The sequence below is a fragment of the Legionella beliardensis genome, assembly GCF_900452395.1.
GTDB lineage: Bacteria > Pseudomonadota > Gammaproteobacteria > Legionellales > Legionellaceae > Legionella_C > Legionella_C beliardensis.
Map to the genome: position 1 here is coordinate 565,103 of NZ_UGNV01000001.1, position 22,035 is coordinate 587,137.

A 22,035-nucleotide genomic window follows, 5' to 3' on the forward strand; every position below is an offset into this window, starting at 1 on the left:
TTTCATTTTCTGAGCGAGATCAACTTAAGGATGCCCTAATAATAAAATGATAAAATAAGGGTTTATAAAATATAAAATTAATAGTCGAAAGCCTATTAATAGAGGTTTTTATAATGTTGAGCAAAAGCGAAGAAAATTTAAATACCAAGCAGGTAAGGGAGAGATTTTTATTCTGCAATGGACTAGAGGGTGAAATTAGTCTTGATGATTTTGTAGGTACTGCAGAATCGAAAATTGGTAAAGTGTTAATTTCAGATGGTTTTGGACCATGCCAAGCCGTATTAGCCCGGCTTAAAAACGGTGAATATGCTATATATCATGCTCTCAAAATGGATTGTAATAAATCATTTCAGAATTTTGTTAATTCTATAAAAAATAATGTTGAAATTGTCTATGTTTTTCAAAAGTCAAATCCTGCCATTAACATGCGCAAAGGCCCCTATTTAGCAATGAATTTAGCCAGAGAATTAAATTGTAAGGTTAAACGAATTAATGTTGATGGATATACGGGTATTTATGCCAATGCAGATAGTAGTGAAGTTGTTTTATTCCAATATCCTGCCTATGAAAGAAATAGCAAAAAAACCAAAATTCATCTTAATGAGGAGCAGATTAAAATAATTAATCCTGAGCTCATTGGTATAAAAAGGACAGTATTTGAATTATATGATAATCATCAACATGATTATAAATCGTGTTCCAAAGGTGTTATTGTTCACAATGATGTTGTAATTCCAGAAAAATTTATTCCTTCTGGTCACGGGCTCTTCAACTCAAATTATCAAGATAAAGATTCTAATGTTGAATCAAAAAAGGGACATACTTCTAGCAATAAAAATAATAAATGCACTCTACTTTAAAATGGACGCACCATACTAAATTATGGTAAGCGAAATCTAGCAATTAAAGCTATTTGATTTCATATAAACATTGCCAGTAACAGGCTGGATTAATGTCGCCTGTTACAAACATTTTTACCGCAAAGATTTTAATCCTTTAGCTAAGTGTCCTATACATCAGGACACTATCAATTTATGGGCGTACAGTTTGCCATTGACCATTTAAGAAAAAGGGCTGTTTCCACTGAACTTGTAGTTGTTCATCTTTGTTTTTAATTGTTGTTGTCAATTTATCTGCCTGCACGGTAATAACATGATTAGAATCATCTATTTTTCTAATCGAAATTAGATTACTGCGTTGAAAGTTAATAAATTTGGGCAAGGTTATTTTAACATCGGCATCTCGAGCATCAATATCAATATTGCAATCGTTAGGATTAACAACATAATGTGGAATGTCTCGACCGTGAATTGTCGTGTGCGTGCAATGATTTGCTGACGAGACTAAAAGCTCATTTTCCTGATATTTTTGAGACTTAGCAAGGCGATTTAGAAATTCAGCGAGATCACCACTGTAGCCACATAAATTAATGCGTATAAAATCATCTGTAGCGCCCATGGTATTACCATTATCAACCGCAACATTAATATCTTTATATAAAATGTCTTCGCCCGTCATTTTTGGAATATCAGAGCTGTGGAGTTTGGCAAAAAGCGTGGGGCTGCCGGGAATACTGGTGACTTCTGTTCCAGGATAACGCTTAAGGAGCTCAGTTTTAACAAGATCATGTCGTTTCACAATTGTTTTAAACGCATCAGTACGTAATGCTTGTCCTGCATCAGGAAGCGCGAGTAGAGCAGAGACGAGATTTAGAGCCTCAGCCGTACCTGGTGTACTCCCTCCAACGGTTAGGCGCCAGATATAAGAGAAAAAATTGTGAAAAATACTGTTAGCGTAGGCGTCACTCATAGGAAACCAAGTATAGCCAAGTCGATATCCTGGTTTTCCAAGGGCCTTAGAGACAGAGTTAAATGCAAAGACATGTTTGCCTTCATTGCGTGCCTTAGAAAGCCAAGCAATGTTGTCTTTTATGTAGCCTGTACCATCACTGCCATAGGAAGGTGAAGCAAAGACGAAATCAGCGATGATGATATTTGCTTGCGTATAGGGTTGGCGAAATGTCCCATCAGGATTGTTAGGGGAGGTAACAAACTCGACTAATGTTTCGCCTGGGTTTAGCTTAATTTCGCTAGGAGAGTTAAAACCTTGAAACCGTGCGTTGGGATAGGGTCGATAGGAAATGGCATGCTCATGGAATGAATAAAAAGGGATCTTTTCAACAAAAAGGAATTGCTTTTCAGGTTCTGTCATAGCAATGGCATAGACTAAACCAAAAATCATTTGCAGTGAACCGTTGGAGGGGCAAAAGATAGGCTTCGTTTCTTTAGGATCAAGAAACAGTTCTTGGTTACCGATGCGTTCATGGTAGGCGCGAAGCGTTTTATCCACTTCATTAAAAAAAACTTCACTGGAAGGGATGACTAAAGGACCTTTTTCACCCGGCTGCCCAAGGTAGATTGCGCTGTCGAAAACATGGAGAGCTGGAGGATTAAGTAATCCATAACGTTGATAAAGTTCGGTAAACATCGGCGTTTCGTTTGGCCGCATGTAAACAAGCGGCTCAAACGCGTTGCTACTCTGAATAAGGAAAAACGTTAGCAATAAACTCATATTGAGCTTAAGTCCAACTGGGGTAATAAGTTTATACACGTAATTAGCGAAAGCTATCTTTAATAAGTTCTTCCTGAACATGAGTGAATACTCCTGTAAATGTCCTTAAGGGACAGGACTTACGAAAAACCTCAATCGCTTCGTTAAGAAGTTTGCCTAGACCTTGAAGTTTTTCGTAAGTCCTGATGGAGTCAATTTTAAGCCTTGCAAATTCATAGAAACGATAATCATATTACTCCATTATAATAGTGAAAACAAAAGATTGATGTATGCTTTAGCAAGTAAATCATTGAAAACAAAACGTGGGCGGCTAAAGTCGATGCGTGAAATTAATTTGATTAATTCAAATTAAAAAACCTAATCGTTTGCATCTTGATTCTAACAAATAAAGGTATTTTTCTCGCATTTCTTGCGATAAAAAGCTAATACCAATCAATTCTTGCCATTTAGGCAAGGCTTGCTGGAATTCTTGTACGGTATCCTCAATAATTTTAGCATTTAATCTTAAGCGTTCAGTGGCAAAATAGTCAAAAAAATCACCTTTTGTTAAATTGTTTTTTCTGCCTCTCATAGGTAAAGCAAGTTCTTCTTTAGCATTTTTTTGAGCAATCGTTGAATTGAGTAAATCATAGGCTGGCGATAAAGAAATTTGATTATTCTTTGTAATAAGAGAAAAATTTTTTAAATGCATGTCTTCATTGCCGACAAGAAAATTAAATAATGTTAGTTTAAATAATTTAACGAATTCAATTTTTGGAAATGTACAAAATTTTTCTATAACCAATATTATTTTTTCCATTGAGCTATTATATTTTGTATAGCGATCTTCACCTAACAATTGGGCAAAATCTTCTAGAGCTAACTTTTTATTACGTCCAATGCGGTCAAAGCGTTTAATAAAATACGTCATACTGTTGTCTTTAGAATAAACTAATCCATGAATAGGTACTTGAAGACCAATAGCTTTCGCCAAAGACATCGTGATAGCTTCATTTTCTGGTAATTCTGGGTAGATATCACTTTGAGGTTTTAAAATGTAATGGCCTTTTTGATCAACGATTGCAAAACATCCGGCTTTAATTTTTAATTGTGCACTTAATTTTTTTTGTACGCCCTGAATAGACATTTTTCCTACACGCTCTAGCGCTTCTTGGCGCTGTTCATCGGCACTTAAATCCAATGGGCTTAGATTGTTTAATTGCGAGGAAAGAAGTTGTAGTCCACGCTTGGAATAGTTTTCTTGGTGATTGATGATTTCGTAAGTAATAGGGCAACGTTTCATTCTAACTTCTCAATAGTTACAGCACCCACCACATCTTGACCAACTTTTATTAATTGCTCAAAATAGTTATTTTTATCGATTTTATATTTACGCAATAGCGCCTCAAGCATGACACCTTCAGGTAGCAATCCTTCAAAAAATGGAGGAAATACCTCATATTCATAAACCTTGTTTGCTAAAGGCATTGTGAGAGAAACAGGTGCGCCTTGATAATCAGGATGGTAGGCAAATTTGTATTTTCCATCATTTAATTTTTCCAATATCCCAGCTTCAACACCATTAACTGATACGCAAGCTTTGTTCATAAATTATTATCCATTGGCTGGGCAAAAGGTGTTTCAAATTTCAGTTGAATATTTAAAACATCTAACACTTTTAACAAGGTATTTAACTGCACTGTTTCTTTACCTTTTTCAATATCAAATATGACAGTTTTACCTACACCAGCTAATCTTGCCAATGCCTGTTGTGATAATCCGCTCTGCTTACGGTAATAATGAACTATCTTTGCAATCTCTATAGGAGTCATATTTTGCTATAAATTAAAGGGATATTACTGTTATAGCAGTAAAACTAATAGAATAAAAGGATTATAGCTTTATTTTATGACTAAAATATAAGAATTTTACTGCTATAGCAGTTATTTTTAAGTGTTTTGAAATTAAAAACGTGTAAATCGTTTAAAAAACAAATAATTACTGTTAGAGCAGTACTCTTAAGTTAATAGTTATTGAGGCATTATTGCGTGGATAGAAAAATTGATCAAAACGACCTTGTATACTGTCTTTAAAATCAAGCTAAACTTTCATTAAAAAGCTAGTTATTTCTAAGGATAGTATCTAGGTTTACTGTCATCTTCGCGTAGGCGGAGATCCATGCCTGATATTAGCATTATGCCATTACCAGGCTAGATTCCCGTCTAGACGGGAATGACAAGATTCGGCGTTATTCATATTGTGAGACCTAGCAAGTAGCAAGTAGCAAGTAGCCTGGGTGAAACACAGTGAAACCTAAGTTTAGGCTCTATGGGCCTGCACCCAGTCTACGTTTATTTAGTATGAAATAAATCACAACCGAATTACCGCGGCGTGTCTGCGGTATCCAGTGAAACGGCACTGATGGGTATGGATACCGTAGTCAAGCCACGGTATTTCGGACTAGGGTAGATAAAGCAAGTAGATGCTGTCTTAAAAAACAAAAAACCTTTTAACGAAACTTTGCTTGCTATTAAAGACAGTATCTACGTTTTAATTTATCCCCGCAACAATACCAGTTTCTGATGCTCTTTCTATAGTTTATAACTGACTAAGATGTAAATTTGCTAAAAAATTCTCAAATAAATGATTAATTTCATTAGGTTTTTCTAACCAAGGCAGATGTCCAGCTTTTTCAATGTAATGTTTAGAAATATTTAAACGTTCAAAGCGTTTATCTTCCATAAATAAAGCTGCCGGACAAATCGCGTCAAATTCGGCGCTAACAATAAGTGTAGGTACACTGTTTGGAATCCATTTGGCGTTAAAATTTGTTGCAAATGCTTTTCTTTGCCACCAGACAGCAGACATAAAATTAATAGGTACATTTAATAATTTTTCTTGCCCAATTACTAAAGATTCTTTGGGAAAATAATAAGGCATACAAGCTGCCAGGGCTTGATTAAATGTTTCTTGCGTGGGATTTTCGGTAAAAGTTTGCATTTCTAAAGATAAATCAGGAAGATTAAGCTCATTTGCTTTTTTGACAGCGGCTTCTAACCATAGGCCTGGTGCAGAATTTAAAATAACTAACCCGGCAAGGATCGTTTCTAATTCAGGGTATAACAAGGGTAACATGCCACCAAAAGAGTGACCGACAAGCACTGGATTAGCGAACTTTTGCACGGTAGGTAAGAATATATCTAACCATTTATCAAAGTTTTCATAATTAACTCCATGACTACCATTACCAGGTAAATCAATTAACCATACATTTCCCGGAAGATTAAGTAGATTAACTAAGTCAAAAAGATAAGAAGAGTCAACGCCTGGCCCACCTGGAAAAAATAACCAGTTGATGCTTTCTTTACCACGTGTTGATAGTAAATTAAAGCGCACCTGATTTTCATCATAAAAGTAATTAAGTTGATTGCTCATAATCCTCACTTGATTAGTTTGAAATAGCTATTTATAAAGTCTTAGAAAAATAAATTCGGTTTTTCTTGTTCTAGAATTTTCTTTAAGTAGAATTATTTCTAATTAGTGGTTTAGACAATCTAAAGATTATATTTGCTAAAACGGTGAGCAAAATAATACACCTAATCAAAAATGTCAAAATGAAGTAAAACGCATTTAATACTACAAGTCAGACTTAAAGGATATTCCTAAAATTAAGGGGAGAAACTTTTTATCAAAAAATATAATTTAGGTAATGGAAATAAATGAACATAATTGAGCCAATAATCTGGGGGCTAGTGTTAAGTGTTGATTCGTTTTCAGCGGCGCTAGCCATGGGATTTCGTCCTCATAAATTAAGTGACTCTTTAAAATTTGCTACTTCATCGGGTGGGGCAGAATTAATAGCAACTTTTTTAGGAATGCTGCTTGGGGAAAAGGTAATTATGCAATTGGGATCAATTGGTCAATGGATTGCATGTTTATTGCTGTTTGGGGTTGCAGTGCGTATGTTTTATGAAGGGATTATGGAATTTAAACATGGTAACCATAATAAACAGTTAGTCAAATTCCATAGTTTTGTGAAAATTCTAATCGTTTCTATTGCAACAAGCATCGATGCACTTGCTGTTGGCGTGAGCCTTGGTGTGGCTAATAAACCATTATTACCTTATTTAATTTCTATTGGCGGTTGGGCGTTTATATCTACAATGGTCGGTATGGCAATCGCAAAAAGAGCACCTAAGCGATTATCAGCAATCTTTAGTATGGTTGGTGCTTTAATTATATTCATTCTAGCGGTTAGTATGATAGCTTTGTAATTTTATCTTTAAATAAGATGTCGTTGTAGAAAGCTAAGCTAGGAAATTAAGTCGTTGCAAAACGTTACAGTAAAGGTGAAGCAATCCAGTCAGGTACGTTTGTCAAAGCTCGCAAGGCATTGTTGCGTGGATAATTAAAACGTAGCCTAGGTGCAAGCCCATAGGGTCTAAACCTGGGTTTCACTTTGTTTCACCCAGGCTACAAGGTCGTTTTGATCACTTATTCTATTCACGCAAGAACGCTTTAAAAAAGGCTGATTTTTATTTAATAATTTAATTGCGTAAACTATAGGTTTTACTGTGTTTGGGATAAGCTTCACTTATCTGATAGGGCGCATTATCTGCTAGCGTTCCATCCTGGTTTAGCCAATTTAATTTCACACAAACCTCTCTGCTTCTATTATTTTTTTCTTTGGCATGTGCCAATATTTCCGCTAATCCCTCGCTACCTTTTATTTGCGTTTGCTTAAAAAAGCTAATTTTTTTTAATAGGTTACTATGATAATTATGAAATAATTTTGCATGAAATTCAGGATTAAATTGCTCCTCAACTCGTCTAAAAGCCATAATAGCTCTATCAATATCAGAGCGGTTATCTGGGTTCATTTGAACCATGTCATAAATAGCAGCATAAACGAAGGCTTTATCCTCTTTGCCTAATTTGTCTAGGTTAGTGAATAAGGTTCGCAGCATGCCTGGCTCACCTTGTTCTAGATAGCTAAACATGCGCGTATAGGTTTCGTTATAACCACCCCAAACAAATGCCAGTACCCGGCCCATAGAATAAATATCACTTTTAAAGCTTGTTAGTTCAGGTGTTATAAGTGTTTCTGGTGCGACATAGGCAGGCATCCCCGCCCATTCTATAGGCTTATCAGATTCATTAATGCTAAGGCCATAATCAATAATATTAACAACAATAGGTGGCCCTAAATCAACAAGAATGTTGCCTGGTTTAATATCGCGGTGAATTATCCCTTTATCAATCACTTGTTCCTTTAATGCTTTTAATAACGCGCTACTTAGCTCGACTAATTCAGGGATTGTTAAGATTCGTTTTTTACGGTTTGCGTCATGAAGAATAGAAAAGAGCTCCCTTCCGGGTAGCCGTTTCATTCTTATCAAACTAATTTGTTCATCCGCAATAATAACAGGTTGTTTGATAGCTAGATGAGATGCCTTTCTAGAGGCTTGATATTCTTTTTCTAAGAATTTATCCGAATCAGCTAAATTATAATTCTGAATCTTAACAACACGTCGACTGCCATCTTTTTTACTTACTTTTTTAAAGTAAGCATTTTCGTTAGCAAAGGTTACGGTATTTTTTATTAATTTGACGGTACCAAAGCTGCCATTTCCTAATTCTTTATTACTGACTACTTCATAGCGATGAAGGCCATTTTTACCTTCGCGCTGATAAATATCATTGGTAAACCTGTAGGTTGTGCCATTAAAAATATAGGTTTTATCTCTTGACCAGTATTTAATTCCAAGTTGCGATTGATGTTGAAAAAAATTATACAGCGCTTGTGTTTTTTCGGCAGTAAGTTGACCATTTTTTAGGTTAGTGCGCTTAGGCATATCCATTTACCTATAAACTATACGATTTAAATCCTAAACAATATATGAAGTAGCAAATTTAGCAATCAAATAATGAGATTAATTTATTTAAAGGTTTTCTTAAAAATAATGATGTTCTAAATAGCTTCAATTAGTTAAATTCTTGGCATCTTGTTGATTTTGTTACAATTCAGTTAAGTTTGATCTCAAAATAAACACTGTGATAAAATCTTAAGGTTTCCTTAAGGAATAAGCGTTACACTCAACAATTAAATTTTTAAGCAACCCAAGCTAGGAATTCAGAAGCTATGATTAATGAATTACTTAACAGAATTGCGACACTTAAAGAAGCATTAGAACAGCTTGATGAAGGCAGAGACAATAGCCTTGCAGCTCAAGAAAATGCCCCACGACTATTCAGCGATAATCCAAAAAGTGCCGAAGAATGTAATGGACAAATCGAATTATTACGCAATGAGGCAAGGGAGCTTAGAAAAGCAAGAGTTACGTTAAAAAATAGGCAAGAAACTAACCTAGAATCCGAGGCTCGGGCAGGTTTAGAAAAGCAGATAACCGAAATATTAGCGGAAATAAATACAGCCCTTATTAACTTACAAACAAAAAAAAGAGATCTATTAACTAATGAATGTGCAGAAGGTATTAAATCTGCATTTCAAGAATTACAAGTAGCCCAACAAAATGAATCCAAGGCTAGACATGCAAAATCAAACTATATGGAGCGTTATTATACGAGTATGCAAAAGCTTGATAGCTATGTGAGCGCACGCTTTGCAAAAATCCTAGCCAACGCTCAGGTGAGTGTAGCTGATACAGCCAATGACAAATATACTGCTGCATTAGAAGCGCTAGGACTATTAAAAGATGGGTCTCATGACAAATACTCAAATGCCCTAGAAGTACTTGGATTACCTGATGAAACTGAAGGTAGCGATAAATACACCTATGCACTAGAACGATTAGATTTGCGTGCTACAGAAGGCCAGAAAAAATATCATGCACTAACCACCCTAGCTGCACAAATAGAGCGCAGAGTATTTCTTCTCGAAGCGCAACAAGAGCTAAAGCAATACCAGCAAGTACTTAAGAATCAAGATAGAATATACATCCCAACTGATAAAATTCCTAAAGATAAATTAAAGATTTATTTAGAGCGTAATGATGGTTTTGAAGCGTTTAATAACTGGCTTGATGAGTATTATTCCCGAGCAAGAGCGACTGAAGATAGCAGTTGGGGCTGGCTCAAGGAGCAATTTAAGTACCGCACCACGGTTCTTTCACCAGCCGAATCTGATGAAGATTGGGACTATTTAGCTGATTTAATTGATAGTCAATTAAATCAGATTTCAGAAGAATTAAAAGACCAGCTTGCTGGGGTACCTATTTCTGCCGCATCTCCTAATGCTCAAGTAGAAGATGGTTTATACACCCTGCAACAACGTTACCAGTTAGTTAATAAATTAAAAGCACTAGAAAATTTAGAAAACTTAGAACAGATAGAAACTAAGACAGTTACTAAATTGAATGATGATAGATTATCGTTTACTCAAAAGGCGGCTAAGGCTAAGCTTTCTAGGGAGTTAGCAGAGATAAGCCACTTACAGGCTATGCTAAAAAATAATTTAGTGGAACTTAAGACTAAATATATAGGCATTCTAGATAAAGTAGAAAAAGACCTCAATGCGATAACTCACTCCTATGAGCTTCAAGATGATAAAACCGATCTAGCGAAAGCTAAACAAGCGCTAGGGGCAATTAATACGGAGTCTATGTTAGCTCAAAGCAGTCATTATCGTGATTTAAGTTGTAACAATTTAGAGCAAAATATTAATAATCAATCTGCTGCTCGCGAGAGGAATTGGAATTTATTTCTTAAGGAAGTAACGGAAGAATTTACTGAGGTACCAGAAGATTTACAAGCATTCATGCAAGAGGTAGAGAAGCAATTTACAGCCCATAACAAGCAAAAATTAGAATTACAGGAAAAAAAGGGGCAATTAAAGAAAATTATTTCAGCATTACAAAGTTTTACTTCTATTCAATTAGAATTATCTTCTGTCCAAGAGCAACTAGCCACGCTAAAAGCTGACAATAGTAAAGCTAGGCAAGAACTGTTTAGTAAAATTGATGAGATTAAAGCGCGTTTAGAAGATGTCGCGTTAAAAGAGAAAGTAACTCTTAAGTATTCGTCTGTAAAAGCAAAATTTGAACAGGCTAATACGTTAATGACAGCGGTGCAACAGGCCAAAACAAGTTACCAGCTGCAGTTGCTAACTGGGGCTGAAACTGTGGTTTCTACTTTAACTGAGCAAGCAAAACAGTTATCCCTAATGTCTAATGAAGAAAGGGCAAATTTCCCAGTTAAAGTAGCAGGGGATTTAGGGGCAGTAAGAGAGCTCATGCAAACTACTTGTACTGATACAGATAAAATTGCTGTTCAAAATAAGAAACGGATTATAGAAAGAGAAAGCCAAAAATTTAAACAAGTAGAAGAAGTTATTCCTTTGCTTAACGAGCTTGAAACTATTTCATCTGATTACAGCAAATTAATTGCCAGGAGTGAAAACTTATCTGATGCTGAACACAATCAACTTACTGAACGCATTCAACTAGGACATGATTTGCAGCAATTGAATAAAGCTAGCAAAACACCTATTGCTCAGGCTAAAAATTTAGCAAAAAATACGGTATTTGCTCCAATTTTTAATCCTGTAATTATTGAAATGGAAAAGGCTCAACACGACTTAAATGAGTTAAGAAGTGGGTGGGCAGGTGATGCACAACGCCAACCTATAATATATCTAAAACAGCTAACTCACGAAGTTGAATTAGGTTATGAAAATTTAATAAATCATTATTGCCAACTTCCTCCTCTAGATTCTAAAAAGCAATTTTATAAACAACCCAATAGAACAAGTTTTTATGAGAGTCTCGTAGCTTTTGAACAATGTATCTTGCAAGAGAAATTAAAGCTTTGGAAATCTCGATCTATAGTTCAAGAGGGCCTTTCTATAGACAGTGAAAATACAAATACTATTAGAGAATCTGAGCAAAAAATTGCTGATTATAAAAGTAAATTGCAAGAATTTATATTAGCTGAAGTCAAGGCAGGTTATGAAACGTTATATGCAAAATGCCGTCAGTACTCGCATGATAAATATAGTTTTTATGCGCGCGATAAAAGACAATTGCAGCAGGACATTGTAGCTTTTAAAGAGAGTGCTTTGTTTAGAGCATATGAAGCGATTGGTACTACTTCTCCCAATTTCAATGCTCTGTATGAAAGACAATTTTCTTTATTGCAAGTACCACAAAAAGCAGATGAATTATCCTATGTTCGCGAGCAAGCCTGTAATAAAACCAATTATAGATATTTTGGAACTGATAATATTTTAGGTAAATTTGATCTTTATCTAAAACAAAGGCACCAAGCTTTTTGGTTTAAAGATTTTATTGGATCGATAGCCGCAGGTGTTTTAGGCTGTTTTGGTTTTAAAAGTGAGCAAAGTCAACGCGAAGAATATATCAATGATTTACATCAAGCCTATCAGAGTTACCAAAGCGATGTGAGTAACTATGATGGGTTGATTGAACTTATTAATAAGGGAATTAGCGAGTTTAAATCGCGTGTTCAACACGGTGAGGATAATTATGATAAAACGCTCCAATCCTATTTAGAAAAGTTTAAATCAAAAGTACAAACAATTCATGCGCAAAATACATTGGCCGTAGAAGAAGAACGTGAAGAAATACAAGTAGGTATGTAATATTATTAAAAAAGAGCCACTGGCAATAATTGGCAGTGGCTAACATGCGTAAATTATTATTCTAATTACAGAAGGTGACTTTTTCTGTCAATTCCATGTCTTTTTTGATGGAACTAAATCGCATATTATTGGCTTTAGAACAAAACCTACTTGTATTTAAATTATATTCAACATTAAGGACGGCTTTATTTGCATTAATGAAAGGGGTTAATGTATTACATTCATTATATTCAAAACATTGTTCATTGATGGCAAAATCAAAATAATTGACTAATTGTGCTGCTTGGTCAATGTCATTTTTTAAGCCAACAGCAAGGCCAGCTTGATGCGCCATGTTGGCTAACGAGGCATTATAAAAAGCTTGGTCTGCACTTTTTAAAGGAAAACCAGTCTTGTTTGTATAGCCATCAACGTTGTCAAATTCGACTGCATCAAAACCCTTTTGTTTACAGGTATTAATACGCGCTTGCATAATGGGCAAGAGAATGGATGTTTGCCGAATATCAAGCCATTTTTCGCCTGGCCAGCCATTAGACTTTCCTTTGACCGAGGCAGGAAATTGTTTAGCATCTGGACGCCAATCTTCCCAGGTTCCGGCACTGAGATAACAAATGGCTTTATTGCCTTGATTATGTATTGTTTTTACGGTTGCTGCCGTGTTATCAAAGCCATCGATATCATAAACATCGGCTAAAACTGAGAATTTTGGTTTCGTCGATAAAACATAATTCCAACGCTCACCTTGAATGATTTGGCTAGCGCAGGTATCACATTTGACTGGTGGAGGGAGGGCTAAATCTTGTGTAAAAGCAGTGTGTGTTGCTAACAATCCTAAAGTCAACAAGCCAGTCCTTAATGTTTTCATATTAATTATCCTATCCTTAATTTATCTATCAATATTGATAATTTAACTCATTGTATAAATACGCTGCTTTTATCAAGCATCATTATCAACAATAAAAGAATATTTTTTAATAGTCGATACCTTTAAAAATTATGAGTTTCATGGATTTCAAAATTGACATGCCAATACCTATGTGTTTTAGGCAGTGAATGTTTTTTTATTTAAAAAATAATACTGAATTTACATTGATTTAGAAATTATCTTTAATTAAGTTATGAAAATATCAACATTAAAAAATAGTTAAATTATTTAATAGAATTAGCCATAAAATTTTTTATAAAAAGGGAAAGAAAACATGTTTAGGATATAACGCAGGTATCATTCGACGTTATCGATAATAGTATATTAACTTAGCGAGCTTTCTATTACATCGAAGGCTGCTGTTCTTTCATACTGTCTTCTTGGTTTAATTGATTATTATGTTGGTCCTGTGGTTCGGCTTGTGACTTAGCCAAATGATGTGCGCGATTCATAATACTATTTATTTCAATGTCTGGATCTTTTATGGCTTCAGGAGAGCGTTTAAAGCCAATATGTTTATCATCTTCAAACATTTGCAACTCATCATTATTTCCATATCGCTGTTGCAAATCGAATTTTAGCTGCTCATTTAATGAATCACAAATTTTTTGTAACGTTTCGGGGTGATCTTTGAATAGTTGTTTTAAATCAACTGACTTACCACTTGAATCTGTTGCACTAACTTTTTCACTGAAATTTTCAGGTGTTATTTTTTCGCTTTTACAAATAAGGTCTTGGCTTCGTCTGAATCTAATTTATTTTTATTTTGAGGAGACAGGGTGAAATTTAAAGATTGATTATTTATTGTTTCATTTACCTTAATTAAAGGTACATTTTCCTCAACAAACTTCATTTCCATTTCCATCATTTTAGCAAGAAATGCTCTTCTTTCCTCTTCATTGCGAGCAAGCTCATATATTTTTTTATTCGCCTCTTGCGCTTTGAGGTATTCATCTGCAGTCATAATTAACCTTGGCTAGTTTGCTTATTTAATTATAGCAAGTAGGCTCAGAGAAACGAAGCAAAAAAAACCTAATTGAACAAATATTAATCTTGTGACGCTACAAAAGAACTATAATTATATGAAAGGCATTAGGATAAGGAGTAGTCTTATGCCTGGGAATAAAATTTTTCTTGGAGTAGCGCTAGATTACGCGGATAGAGCCAAGGCTCATGCTCGTAGTCAAATTTTAAAAGGAAGCACGCAGCCTGAAAACAATGCGCTGCCCTACACAAGGTTTGATGCGCTCGATGAGGGAACTGATGCAGTTAGGAAACTTGAAGATGAACGCGTTGCAGACAGATTGGCGTCAAACACGTTAGAAGATAGCTCTTTGGTTCGTTTTGAGACCACGCTTGATATTACCTCCAAATATTCTATTGGCAGCTGTCATGAGCTTGCCATTCACGCATTCGATTTTATGTTACAAATGCAGCCAAATATTAATGCCGAAATATTTAGTCTTTCTGGGGGTGATCATGAGTTTTTAGTCCTAAACAGAGAAAAAGACAGTATTCCAGGCTCGCCTGACACTTGGGGACCTAATGCCGTAATTTGCGACCCGTGGGCAAACCACGTTTATCCAGCTTCTTCATATCGTACAAAACTAAGAGCTTATGTGTTTGATGAAGAGCATAAGGAAAACCTAACTGCAAAATTCGATCCTGAAAAACATAGGTTAAAGCTAAGTTGTTATAATACCGAGTATTTTCAAAGGATAAGAACGGTAGATTATTTGAAAGAAAATTTTTCTGAACAAGCAGGAGAAATAATAAGTACACTAAGAGAATATAAAAACCAACTGCTTGGAGAGCAAGAAAGACTTAAAAACAAGCCTCAAAAGGAGTCTATCATTGCCCATAAAATCCAAGCAATTGACGATACCCTTCATTTATTAGATGAACGTATTTCAGATAGTATGGACGTGGAGTATCGTTTGCCTAGCAGGCAGCAGAATTATAATGCGGCAAAAGCGGAGTTAATGGCCTCACTAAACACCATAAAACAAACAGCAAGCCAGGTTATGCAATTTTCCAAAGCAGAAAAAGACATTTTGTATAAGCATTCAAATGTATTAAGTAAAGTGGGCATTCTAGGTAAAACGGATACCGAGGTTCATTTAGAGGAAATTGCTGACAGGGCAAACGCACAGCTTGCGCAATCACAAAAACATGGTATGAGGATGTAGGGTAGGAGTAATTTACTGAAATTTATAAGTTATTTTTGCAAATATTTTTTACTTTTTGTATAAATTAAATAAATAAATTATAGTATAATATATGTACTTTGGTTATGTGAGAAATTGATATGAGCGCTCAAGAACCCTCGCAGGATGCGCTAAAAGCTGAAGCCGTAAGCCGGCTTAAAAATTCAACTAATTATTATGATGCCCTTGGTGTAAAAGCTGATGCTAGCCCCTCAGACATTAAAAAAGCTTATTTTGGCATCTCAAAGTTAGTTCATCCTGATAAAAATCCAAATGATCCTGATGCTACAAAAAATTTTCAGACATTAGGAAAGATATACGAGACACTTTCTGATTCCAAAACAAGACAAGAATATGACAATAGTCTGAAATCTGAAGCTAGTCAGAAATCTAGAGAGCGGGCTGAATCACCTAAAACTGAAAAAAGACAAGCACCGCAAGAGAGGTACCAAGATAGCGCCAATTTTAAACCGCAAGCAGAGCAGAGCGCACCGCCTAAAGAGAAAAGAGCCCCTCAAGGTGCTTCACAAAGTAACCCAGATGAAGATATGGATGATGATTTAGATGATGACTGGGATGCCGATGATTTTGATGATATGGATTTAGATGATGCAGATGAGCTAGAGGATATGGATTTAGATGATTCAGATGATATGGATATGGAAGATATAGATGGCCGTTTTGTTCATCTCCTACGCAAGCTTGCAACCCCTGATGAATTTGAAGAAGTGGAAAAGCAAAATCATTCATTTCTAGCTAATTTTATTGAATTATTGATTAATAGCATCATTGATATGTGTGAAGATATTATGTCCCACGATCAAACCATGTCTCACGATCCTTTTTCTCACTTAAGCCCAATGGCAGTAGATTCGGAATTAGATTTCGGCACAATACCATTAAATGATCCTTCTTCCTCAAAAGATCAAAGCTCTCCTGTAGAAGAACCAGCACCTGTTGATGGCCTGAGAAATAAAATATAAAGCTTAGTAAATAGCCTTGATGCAGTGCGTTCAAGGTTTATTTAATAACCTGCTTTAACTTCTAGCAAGTACTACCTTTAATGCAATTACGCAAGTGTCCATAAGTACATAAATGATGTAAACGGTTACAGTAACGGTAAGAGCCACCTGATTGTCTACAAGGTTCGAAGACATTTTGGCTGCAATACTCATAGCTACGTATTCTGCCGCTACCACTATATGTATCACCTTTGCCATGAACATGCCCATAACCCGTATCATGGGCTAATTTGAAACTTGATAAAGACTGTTGCGCATTCATTGCATTGGACGTAGAAGCTTGTGATAACGTGTTTAGGTTAGTAGCGCTCGTGGGCCCACAGATTAGCAAAAATGTCAGACCACCTGTTAGACCTAATAGTTTTAATGTAACCATATGAATTCTCCATCATGATTAATATCCTATTAATGCTATGTTACAGAGTATATTATAGCATATGGCTGTCCAAAAATTGATCATTTGTCATGTAGATATTTAAATTAAGTGGTTGATTAAAATAATAAATTTGACAATTTTACCTTCGTTTATAGGACACGTAGTCCGTTTGCTTACACCCAAACTATATTTACGCACTACGGGCATTGGATTGCTCTGTTGTCATCACGTAAGTGCCCCATTGCTGGATACCGTGGTCAAGCCGCAGTAAATCGGTTTTCTCTTTCCCCTCGAAATACCGTGGCTTGACCACGGTATCCATTAGCCTGAGCGCAACCACCCGGGCCCGTTTTTGCTGGCCTGCACTTGGCGCTTAAGATGTGATCAAGAGACATTCGCTTGCAAACGGAAAGAGATCTCAATTCTTAATTTCCATATAGTTTTTTAAATGTTTCCGTCTCATAAAGCGTAATATTTTGCATCATTACATCTCTAAAAAATTTCATTCTCTTATTACGTAATCGCCCCGATTTATAAACTAGAAAAGAAGTGTAGGTGGGTTGTACAGTAGGTGAGTAAATTATTTGAATTGCTTCCTTTCTAGATTGGGGCGTAAATACACGATCTGGTAAAACCGTAACACCATACCCACCGCCCACAGCATAAAGCAATGCGTATAAATCCTTATAGAGAAGATGAGGTTTGATAAAAGAAGCACTTTTATTAAAAACAGTTTCAATGTAAGGTTTGACAAGTGATAATTCACTGTCATAGGTTAACCATCTTAACGATTTTAGGCTTTTATAGGTGTTTTCAAGGCAGGTTTTATCTAGATAATTCGCCCAGTGCTCAGTTCCTACTAAAGATAATGTATCCTGATAAAGCTCTAAATAGACTAAATCTTTTATCGATGTCTTACTGGTAGTAACACCAAAATCTATTTCTTCATGTAACAAGGCGTGATTTACTTTTTCATCCGTGTTAAAGCTATCATCCATGATCAATCTCATTTGTTTTTCTAAACACACGCCAATTTTAGGTAAAATAATATAACGTGCTAGCTCATTGACACATCCTATTTTTATAGTACTTTCCATGACATTGCTATAAGTAGAGAAATTGGTCATAATTTTGTCAATATTAGTAAAAGAAGCAGAAATTAATAAAGCCAAATCCTCGGCATCCTTTGTCGCTATTAGTTTTTTTCCTACTCTTTCAAAAAGAGTTTTAGCAAAATAGCGTTCTAATTTTTTGATATGGGTTGATATTGATTCTTGAGTTAAACCTAATTTGATTGCAGCATCGGTGAAGGATTTTAATTGATATACAGCAAGAAAAATTGCCAAACTACTATAGAGTTTCATAAAAATTTCTTTTCTTTTAGGTATATTTTAGTTTAGCCACTCAACTAACCTATTTCTAGTGTATCCGCCCTTAGACTAAATAAGCTTGATTGCTCTGAAGTTCTTAATTAATCGTTTATTTTAGATACTATTCTCACCTGAGCCCATAAACGGCTCACAATAAATTCGAGAAATCGCGGTTTATTTTGCATCAATAACTTAAAGATACCCTCAACTATTTATCGACTCATTCTTTTTTTAGGATAATCGCTTAATGGTAATTAAATAAGCAAAAAGTAAGATATTTAACTAAGTAGTGCTCCTAATATTTCAAAGTGAATTTAATAGTACTGCTGCTTACAAACAGCTAACCGATAATTATTCTGTGGAGTAAATAGTATGAAAGTTAATAATTTAGTAATTAATAATGCAGAGGCGGCATCTAGTATTTGGATGGAATTTACTGATAGATACAAAGCATGTTTGCCACCATCTGAACTCTCTAATAAGAAGGGTACTGAATATATTCCTGAGCCATCTGATAAAGAGGCAGCGATGTCACCTGTCCTCATTCCAAGTGAAAATTATAGCCCTGAAGTAAGGCATCTAGTTAACAATCGAGAAGTAAAGATGTCTCGCAATCTACAGAGGTTAAAACTACTTGAGGAGGCCTTAGAAACTAGAAATTGGGATGCAGACATCTTAAAAAATGAAGGCTATATTTATGAGGCCATGACGTTATTTAATTCTGGCAAAATCTCTCAACAACAAATGTATACCTTATTAGATCGCTATCAACTCATACATGATAAAGCGAGTAATTATCAGATTTCTCAAACTTATGATATCCTAAATGAAGAAGGAAGCTTCACCGAGCAAGCAGAAAAAACCTTATTGCCCGCAATATCAAAGTTTATAAATACTGATGAGCACAAAGAATCTTTCAGACTACTTATAAAGACTCTACCTGCCTCAGAGCAAATATTTTATACGTCAAGTACAGGAAAAAATGTTCCATCCTCTAAGGAGTTTTTTAGTAGTATATTGCTAGAAGCCGATGTCCTTTATCTCACCAAAAATAATGAATTTCTTTTCTTATCGGCAGGTGCTTACGATGCAGCAAATATTGCCGCATATGGGGTAAATGAATACATTCGTTTTATGCGCAAACTAGGTGAGTTAAATGTAGGGGATATTGAAGAAGGTATAAAATTTCATGCTCGTTATGGCGCAACATCTTACCCAGGTAGCCCATCTTACAAAGTGCATGGGAATGAAACGACTACTGCTATGGAAGCTACCGAACATGATAAATTTCATAGTTCTATTATGAGCAGAGTGCCAAACAATATTTTATATGCATTTGAGCATATGAAAACCATTGCGAGAACGTCTTTAAATATGCGTTGGTCAAAAGAAATATGGGAATGGACTGATTTGCCAATAGAGCTTTTTATCTATATGGAAAGATTGAAATTGGTACAACCCTTAATAGATAGATTTAATAAAAAAAATGACGGAGTAAAAAATAAGGAAGATATTGTTGATTTCTCTGAGGAAAATAAAAGTGAGATAGATGCATTAGGGCCAGTCATATCTCCCTATTTTGGTAGTTTGTATTATATGTCTCTCAATTATCCAGATGATTTACGTAAAACATTTAGCAAGCCCTCTAATGAATTAACCGATAAAGAATTAACAGAGATTTTTTGTCATATTATCACCTTTGGTTTTAATTATGCGAAAGATAACATGAAGGGAAGTTATTTATTCACTTACATAAACAATATTACGTTACTTGGTGCAATAGTTTTATTAGATATGTTTTTCAATGCCGATAAGTGGAAAGAATTTCATATTGATCCACAATATTTACTTGGTAAATCTTTAGAAGAAAATAGTTCTCCACTCAAATATTGTCTAGATTTAATTAAAGAGATAGAACCTATTATTAGAGATGATGATCCAAAAATTAAAGCACTCACAACTTATTTGTTTTTAAAACTTGCTTGTAAAGATAATAAAAATATAGAGAAACATTTAAGTCAAATTAAAGAATTACATGATCTGATGCTAGCTAATCAAGATACTTTAAAAAACTTTACCTTTTCAAAGATATCTAAATCATCAAAAGAAAATAATAATCTGGTTATATTAACTTTTAATAAAGAAAATTGTTTGCATTGGAATATTAATAAGTTTAAAGAAATGATTTCTAAACTCAATACTTCGAATGCTAGGCAATTACCGAGTTTGAATACTTTGGGACTTAGGGAGGGAAGTTTTTTTAAAAATGGGAATGTCATCAATTCAAATTCTGAAAAATCGTCTAGCAATTTTACAGAAAGAGATAGAAATAAAATTAACTTTGAGGGTAATAACCAGTCACTTCGCACTCATTTAAGTTCTTCTACGGGTAGTCCAAGCGCTAATGGGATGTTTGCTCCTCTAGAAACTTTATCATCACTTCTTGATAAACATATAAATTCGAACTATGGCAGCCATCTGGCAGAAAAGAAAAAATTAAATACTATTACTAATCATCTAAAAAAATTAGATCTGAGTCAGGGTGAGCATATGGAAGAATTTGAACAGTGTTATCGAAAGGCCTATGACCATCTTAAGACTCTGATAGTAACACGAAGTAAAACATCAAATAAAGTGAATGAATTTGAAGTAACTAAAGACATCTTATCCTTATTCTTTTCTGTATTAGAAAATACTGACAGAAACCATGAGTTAATGAGAGAGCGAAGCAATATTAAAACGTTAACATATTATGACATAGAGAAAGTACAGCAACCCTCATTTACTTCGTAATTTAAATGAAGAGATAAGGAAATCTCTTAAATTAGCGATACACTCCTTAAAAAAACTGCTACAAGTCCTATGAATTTTTATGCAAATTTTTCCAAGCCTCTGTCTCATAGAGATTAATATTTTGCAGCATAATATCTTTAAAAAAACTCATTCTCTTATTCAGTAATCGTCCCGATTTATAAACTAAGAAAGCGGTGTAGGTAGGTTGCACAGTAGGTGAGTAAATTATTTTGATTGCTTCTTTTTTAAGTTGAGGGATGAATATAATACCTGGTAAAACCGTAACCCCATATCCACCGGCCACAGCATAAAGCAAACCCCGTAAATCTTTATAAAGAAGGTGTGGATTGATAAAAGAGGAGCTGTTATTAAACACACTTTCGATATAAGGCCTTATAAGAGATAGTTCACTATCATAAGCTAACCACCTTAATGAATTAAGGCTCTGATAAGTGTTTTCAGGACAAGTTTTATCTAGATAGCTCTCCCAACGTTCAGTGCCTACTAAAGATAACGTATCTTCATATAACTTTATATAGACCAAATCTTTTATGAAGGTCTTACTGGTAGTGATACCGAAATCGATTTCCTCGTGCAACAAGGCATGATTTATCTTTTCGTCCGTATTAATGTGATCATTAACTATTAAACTGATTTGCTTTTCTAAACACATGCCAATTTTCGATAAAATACTATAACGTGCTAAATCGTTTGCACACCCTATCTTTATAGTTCCTGCTATATTGGTGTAGGTAGAGAAATTTGTTATGACACTATCAATATTATTGTAAGAGTCAGAAACTAATAAAACTAAATCTTGCGCATCCTTGGTCGCTATTATTGTTTTTCCTGTTCTTTCAAAAAGTGTTTTGCCAAAATAATGTTCTAGATTTTTAATATGTATTGATATTGCTGACTGCGTTAGGCCTAATTTTTTTGCAGCATCAGTAAAGGATTTTAGGCGGTAAACAGTAAGAAAAACCGCCATACTGCCATAAAATTTCATAAAATTCGTTTGCTTAAGAATTTATTTTAGTTTAGAACATCCTAGAATAGCGTCAAGTTAACTGACATGAACCTAAATTTTTTTAGCTAATCGATTTATCGAACTTAAAAAATAAACTGAGTGTATTTTTGTAAGGCTATTATTTTTTTGATAATCAAAGTGAATGA

General features: G+C 34.8%; 18 protein-coding genes. 6 read left to right on the top strand and 12 right to left on the bottom strand.

From position 1 onward, the window contains the following. The first annotated feature begins 113 nt into the window (after positions 1-113). Positions 114-860 (top strand): hypothetical protein, encoded by a 747-nt coding sequence (locus DYE47_RS02545; RefSeq protein WP_115301765.1) that lies wholly within the window; start codon positions 114-116, stop codon positions 858-860. A 172-nt stretch (positions 861-1,032) separates the two neighbouring features. On the opposite strand, the gene DYE47_RS02550 is transcribed toward DYE47_RS02545, so the two are convergent. The 5 genes from DYE47_RS02550 to DYE47_RS02575 all read right to left on the bottom strand — a co-directional run bounded on the left by DYE47_RS02550 (position 1,033) and on the right by DYE47_RS02575 (position 5,985). Continuing rightward, the gene (locus tag DYE47_RS02550; protein ID WP_115301766.1) at positions 1,033-2,652 is read right to left on the bottom strand and encodes an aminotransferase class I/II-fold pyridoxal phosphate-dependent enzyme; all 1,620 of its coding nucleotides are present in this window, start codon (positions 2,650-2,652) and stop codon (positions 1,033-1,035) included. 262 nt (positions 2,653-2,914) lie between these two features. Continuing rightward, positions 2,915-3,853: a HipA domain-containing protein gene (locus DYE47_RS02555; RefSeq protein WP_115301767.1), complete on the bottom strand. Its 939-nt coding sequence runs from the start codon at positions 3,851-3,853 to the stop codon at positions 2,915-2,917. Then, the gene (locus DYE47_RS02560) at positions 3,850-4,158 is read right to left on the bottom strand and encodes a HipA N-terminal domain-containing protein (protein WP_115301768.1); all 309 of its coding nucleotides are present in this window, start codon (positions 4,156-4,158) and stop codon (positions 3,850-3,852) included. Before DYE47_RS02560 ends, DYE47_RS02555 begins: the two co-directional genes overlap by 4 nt. Continuing rightward, a complete protein-coding gene (locus DYE47_RS02565) occupies positions 4,155-4,382 on the bottom strand; it encodes a helix-turn-helix transcriptional regulator (RefSeq protein WP_115301769.1) in 228 nt (75 codons plus the stop codon). The genes DYE47_RS02560 and DYE47_RS02565 overlap by 4 nt, the downstream gene beginning before the upstream one ends. A 766-nt stretch (positions 4,383-5,148) precedes the next feature. Beyond that, positions 5,149-5,985, bottom strand: coding sequence for an alpha/beta fold hydrolase (locus DYE47_RS02575; RefSeq protein WP_115301770.1), 837 nt, complete (start codon positions 5,983-5,985; stop codon positions 5,149-5,151). Positions 5,986-6,269: 284 nt separating this feature from the next. On the opposite strand from DYE47_RS02575, the gene DYE47_RS02580 reads away from it, so the two are divergent. Then, positions 6,270-6,824, top strand: a complete 555-nt coding sequence (locus DYE47_RS02580; RefSeq protein WP_115301771.1) for a manganese efflux pump MntP — start codon at positions 6,270-6,272, stop codon at positions 6,822-6,824. 273 nt (positions 6,825-7,097) lie between these two features. Here the strand turns inward: DYE47_RS02580 and DYE47_RS02585 are convergent, their stop codons facing one another. Next, complete coding sequence (locus DYE47_RS02585; RefSeq protein ID WP_160149829.1) at positions 7,098-8,405, bottom strand: protein kinase domain-containing protein; 1,308 nt, start codon at positions 8,403-8,405, stop codon at positions 7,098-7,100. A 287-nt stretch (positions 8,406-8,692) separates the two neighbouring features. Here DYE47_RS02585 and DYE47_RS02590 point away from each other — a divergent pair, with 287 nt between their 5' ends. Beyond that, positions 8,693-12,169, top strand: coding sequence for a hypothetical protein (locus DYE47_RS02590; RefSeq protein WP_115301773.1), 3,477 nt, complete (start codon positions 8,693-8,695; stop codon positions 12,167-12,169). A 61-nt stretch (positions 12,170-12,230) separates the two neighbouring features. On the opposite strand, the gene DYE47_RS02595 is transcribed toward DYE47_RS02590, so the two are convergent. From DYE47_RS02595 to DYE47_RS02605, 3 genes are all read right to left on the bottom strand, one after another. Continuing rightward, on the bottom strand, positions 12,231-13,034 hold the full coding sequence (locus DYE47_RS02595) for an endo alpha-1,4 polygalactosaminidase (RefSeq protein ID WP_115301774.1): 804 nt from the start codon (positions 13,032-13,034) through the stop codon (positions 12,231-12,233). A 404-nt stretch (positions 13,035-13,438) separates the two neighbouring features. Next, the gene (locus DYE47_RS02600) at positions 13,439-13,627 is read right to left on the bottom strand and encodes a hypothetical protein (RefSeq protein WP_115301775.1); all 189 of its coding nucleotides are present in this window, start codon (positions 13,625-13,627) and stop codon (positions 13,439-13,441) included. A gap of 173 nt (positions 13,628-13,800) precedes the next feature. Beyond that, positions 13,801-14,058: a hypothetical protein gene (locus tag DYE47_RS02605; protein ID WP_115301776.1), complete on the bottom strand. Its 258-nt coding sequence runs from the start codon at positions 14,056-14,058 to the stop codon at positions 13,801-13,803. Between the two features lie 148 nt (positions 14,059-14,206). Here DYE47_RS02605 and DYE47_RS02610 point away from each other — a divergent pair, with 148 nt between their 5' ends. Together DYE47_RS02610 and DYE47_RS02615 are read left to right on the top strand one after the other, a co-directional pair. Further along, a complete protein-coding gene (locus tag DYE47_RS02610; RefSeq protein WP_115301777.1) occupies positions 14,207-15,283 on the top strand; it encodes a hypothetical protein in 1,077 nt (358 codons plus the stop codon). A gap of 119 nt (positions 15,284-15,402) precedes the next feature. Then, positions 15,403-16,284 (top strand): J domain-containing protein, encoded by an 882-nt coding sequence (locus DYE47_RS02615; protein ID WP_115301778.1) that lies wholly within the window; start codon positions 15,403-15,405, stop codon positions 16,282-16,284. A gap of 61 nt (positions 16,285-16,345) precedes the next feature. Here DYE47_RS02615 and DYE47_RS02620 read toward each other — a convergent pair whose 3' ends face one another. Both DYE47_RS02620 and DYE47_RS02625 read right to left on the bottom strand, forming a co-directional pair. Next, entirely contained in the window at positions 16,346-16,699 is a 354-nt protein-coding gene (locus DYE47_RS02620; RefSeq protein ID WP_115301779.1) for a hypothetical protein, read from the bottom strand. 425 nt (positions 16,700-17,124) lie between these two features. Beyond that, on the bottom strand, positions 17,125-18,063 hold the full coding sequence (locus tag DYE47_RS02625; protein WP_115301780.1) for a LysR family transcriptional regulator: 939 nt from the start codon (positions 18,061-18,063) through the stop codon (positions 17,125-17,127). A gap of 378 nt (positions 18,064-18,441) precedes the next feature. Here DYE47_RS02625 and DYE47_RS02630 point away from each other — a divergent pair, with 378 nt between their 5' ends. Further along, positions 18,442-20,862, top strand: a complete 2,421-nt coding sequence (locus DYE47_RS02630) for a hypothetical protein (protein ID WP_115301781.1) — start codon at positions 18,442-18,444, stop codon at positions 20,860-20,862. Between the two features lie 67 nt (positions 20,863-20,929). On the opposite strand, the gene DYE47_RS02635 is transcribed toward DYE47_RS02630, so the two are convergent. Next, entirely contained in the window at positions 20,930-21,868 is a 939-nt protein-coding gene (locus tag DYE47_RS02635; protein WP_115301782.1) for a LysR family transcriptional regulator, read from the bottom strand. Positions 21,869-22,035: the final 167 nt, after the last annotated feature.

Excerpts from the sequence above, each read along its gene's own strand:
- DYE47_RS02615 (WP_115301778.1), top strand. The coding sequence starts at position 15,403 with ATGAGCGCTCAAGAACCCTCGCAGGATGCGCTAAAAGCTGAAGCCGTA.
- DYE47_RS02630 (WP_115301781.1), top strand. The coding sequence starts at position 18,442 with ATGAAAGTTAATAATTTAGTAATTAATAATGCAGAGGCGGCATCTAGT.
- DYE47_RS02610 (WP_115301777.1), top strand. The coding sequence starts at position 14,207 with ATGCCTGGGAATAAAATTTTTCTTGGAGTAGCGCTAGATTACGCGGAT.
- DYE47_RS02600 (WP_115301775.1), bottom strand. The coding sequence starts at position 13,627 with ATGTTTGAAGATGATAAACATATTGGCTTTAAACGCTCTCCTGAAGCC.
- DYE47_RS02580 (WP_115301771.1), top strand. The coding sequence starts at position 6,270 with ATGAACATAATTGAGCCAATAATCTGGGGGCTAGTGTTAAGTGTTGAT.
- DYE47_RS02550 (WP_115301766.1), bottom strand. The coding sequence starts at position 2,652 with ATGTTCAGGAAGAACTTATTAAAGATAGCTTTCGCTAATTACGTGTAT.
- DYE47_RS02635 (WP_115301782.1), bottom strand. The coding sequence starts at position 21,868 with ATGAAATTTTATGGCAGTATGGCGGTTTTTCTTACTGTTTACCGCCTA.
- DYE47_RS02565 (WP_115301769.1), bottom strand. The coding sequence starts at position 4,382 with ATGACTCCTATAGAGATTGCAAAGATAGTTCATTATTACCGTAAGCAG.
- DYE47_RS02545 (WP_115301765.1), top strand. The coding sequence starts at position 114 with ATGTTGAGCAAAAGCGAAGAAAATTTAAATACCAAGCAGGTAAGGGAG.
- DYE47_RS02620 (WP_115301779.1), bottom strand. The coding sequence starts at position 16,699 with ATGGTTACATTAAAACTATTAGGTCTAACAGGTGGTCTGACATTTTTG.
- DYE47_RS02555 (WP_115301767.1), bottom strand. The coding sequence starts at position 3,853 with ATGAAACGTTGCCCTATTACTTACGAAATCATCAATCACCAAGAAAAC.
- DYE47_RS02585 (WP_160149829.1), bottom strand. The coding sequence starts at position 8,405 with ATGCCTAAGCGCACTAACCTAAAAAATGGTCAACTTACTGCCGAAAAA.
- DYE47_RS02625 (WP_115301780.1), bottom strand. The coding sequence starts at position 18,063 with ATGAAACTCTATAGTAGTTTGGCAATTTTTCTTGCTGTATATCAATTA.
- DYE47_RS02595 (WP_115301774.1), bottom strand. The coding sequence starts at position 13,034 with ATGAAAACATTAAGGACTGGCTTGTTGACTTTAGGATTGTTAGCAACA.
- DYE47_RS02605 (WP_115301776.1), bottom strand. The coding sequence starts at position 14,058 with ATGACTGCAGATGAATACCTCAAAGCGCAAGAGGCGAATAAAAAAATA.
- DYE47_RS02575 (WP_115301770.1), bottom strand. The coding sequence starts at position 5,985 with ATGAGCAATCAACTTAATTACTTTTATGATGAAAATCAGGTGCGCTTT.
- DYE47_RS02560 (WP_115301768.1), bottom strand. The coding sequence starts at position 4,158 with ATGAACAAAGCTTGCGTATCAGTTAATGGTGTTGAAGCTGGGATATTG.
- DYE47_RS02590 (WP_115301773.1), top strand. The coding sequence starts at position 8,693 with ATGATTAATGAATTACTTAACAGAATTGCGACACTTAAAGAAGCATTA.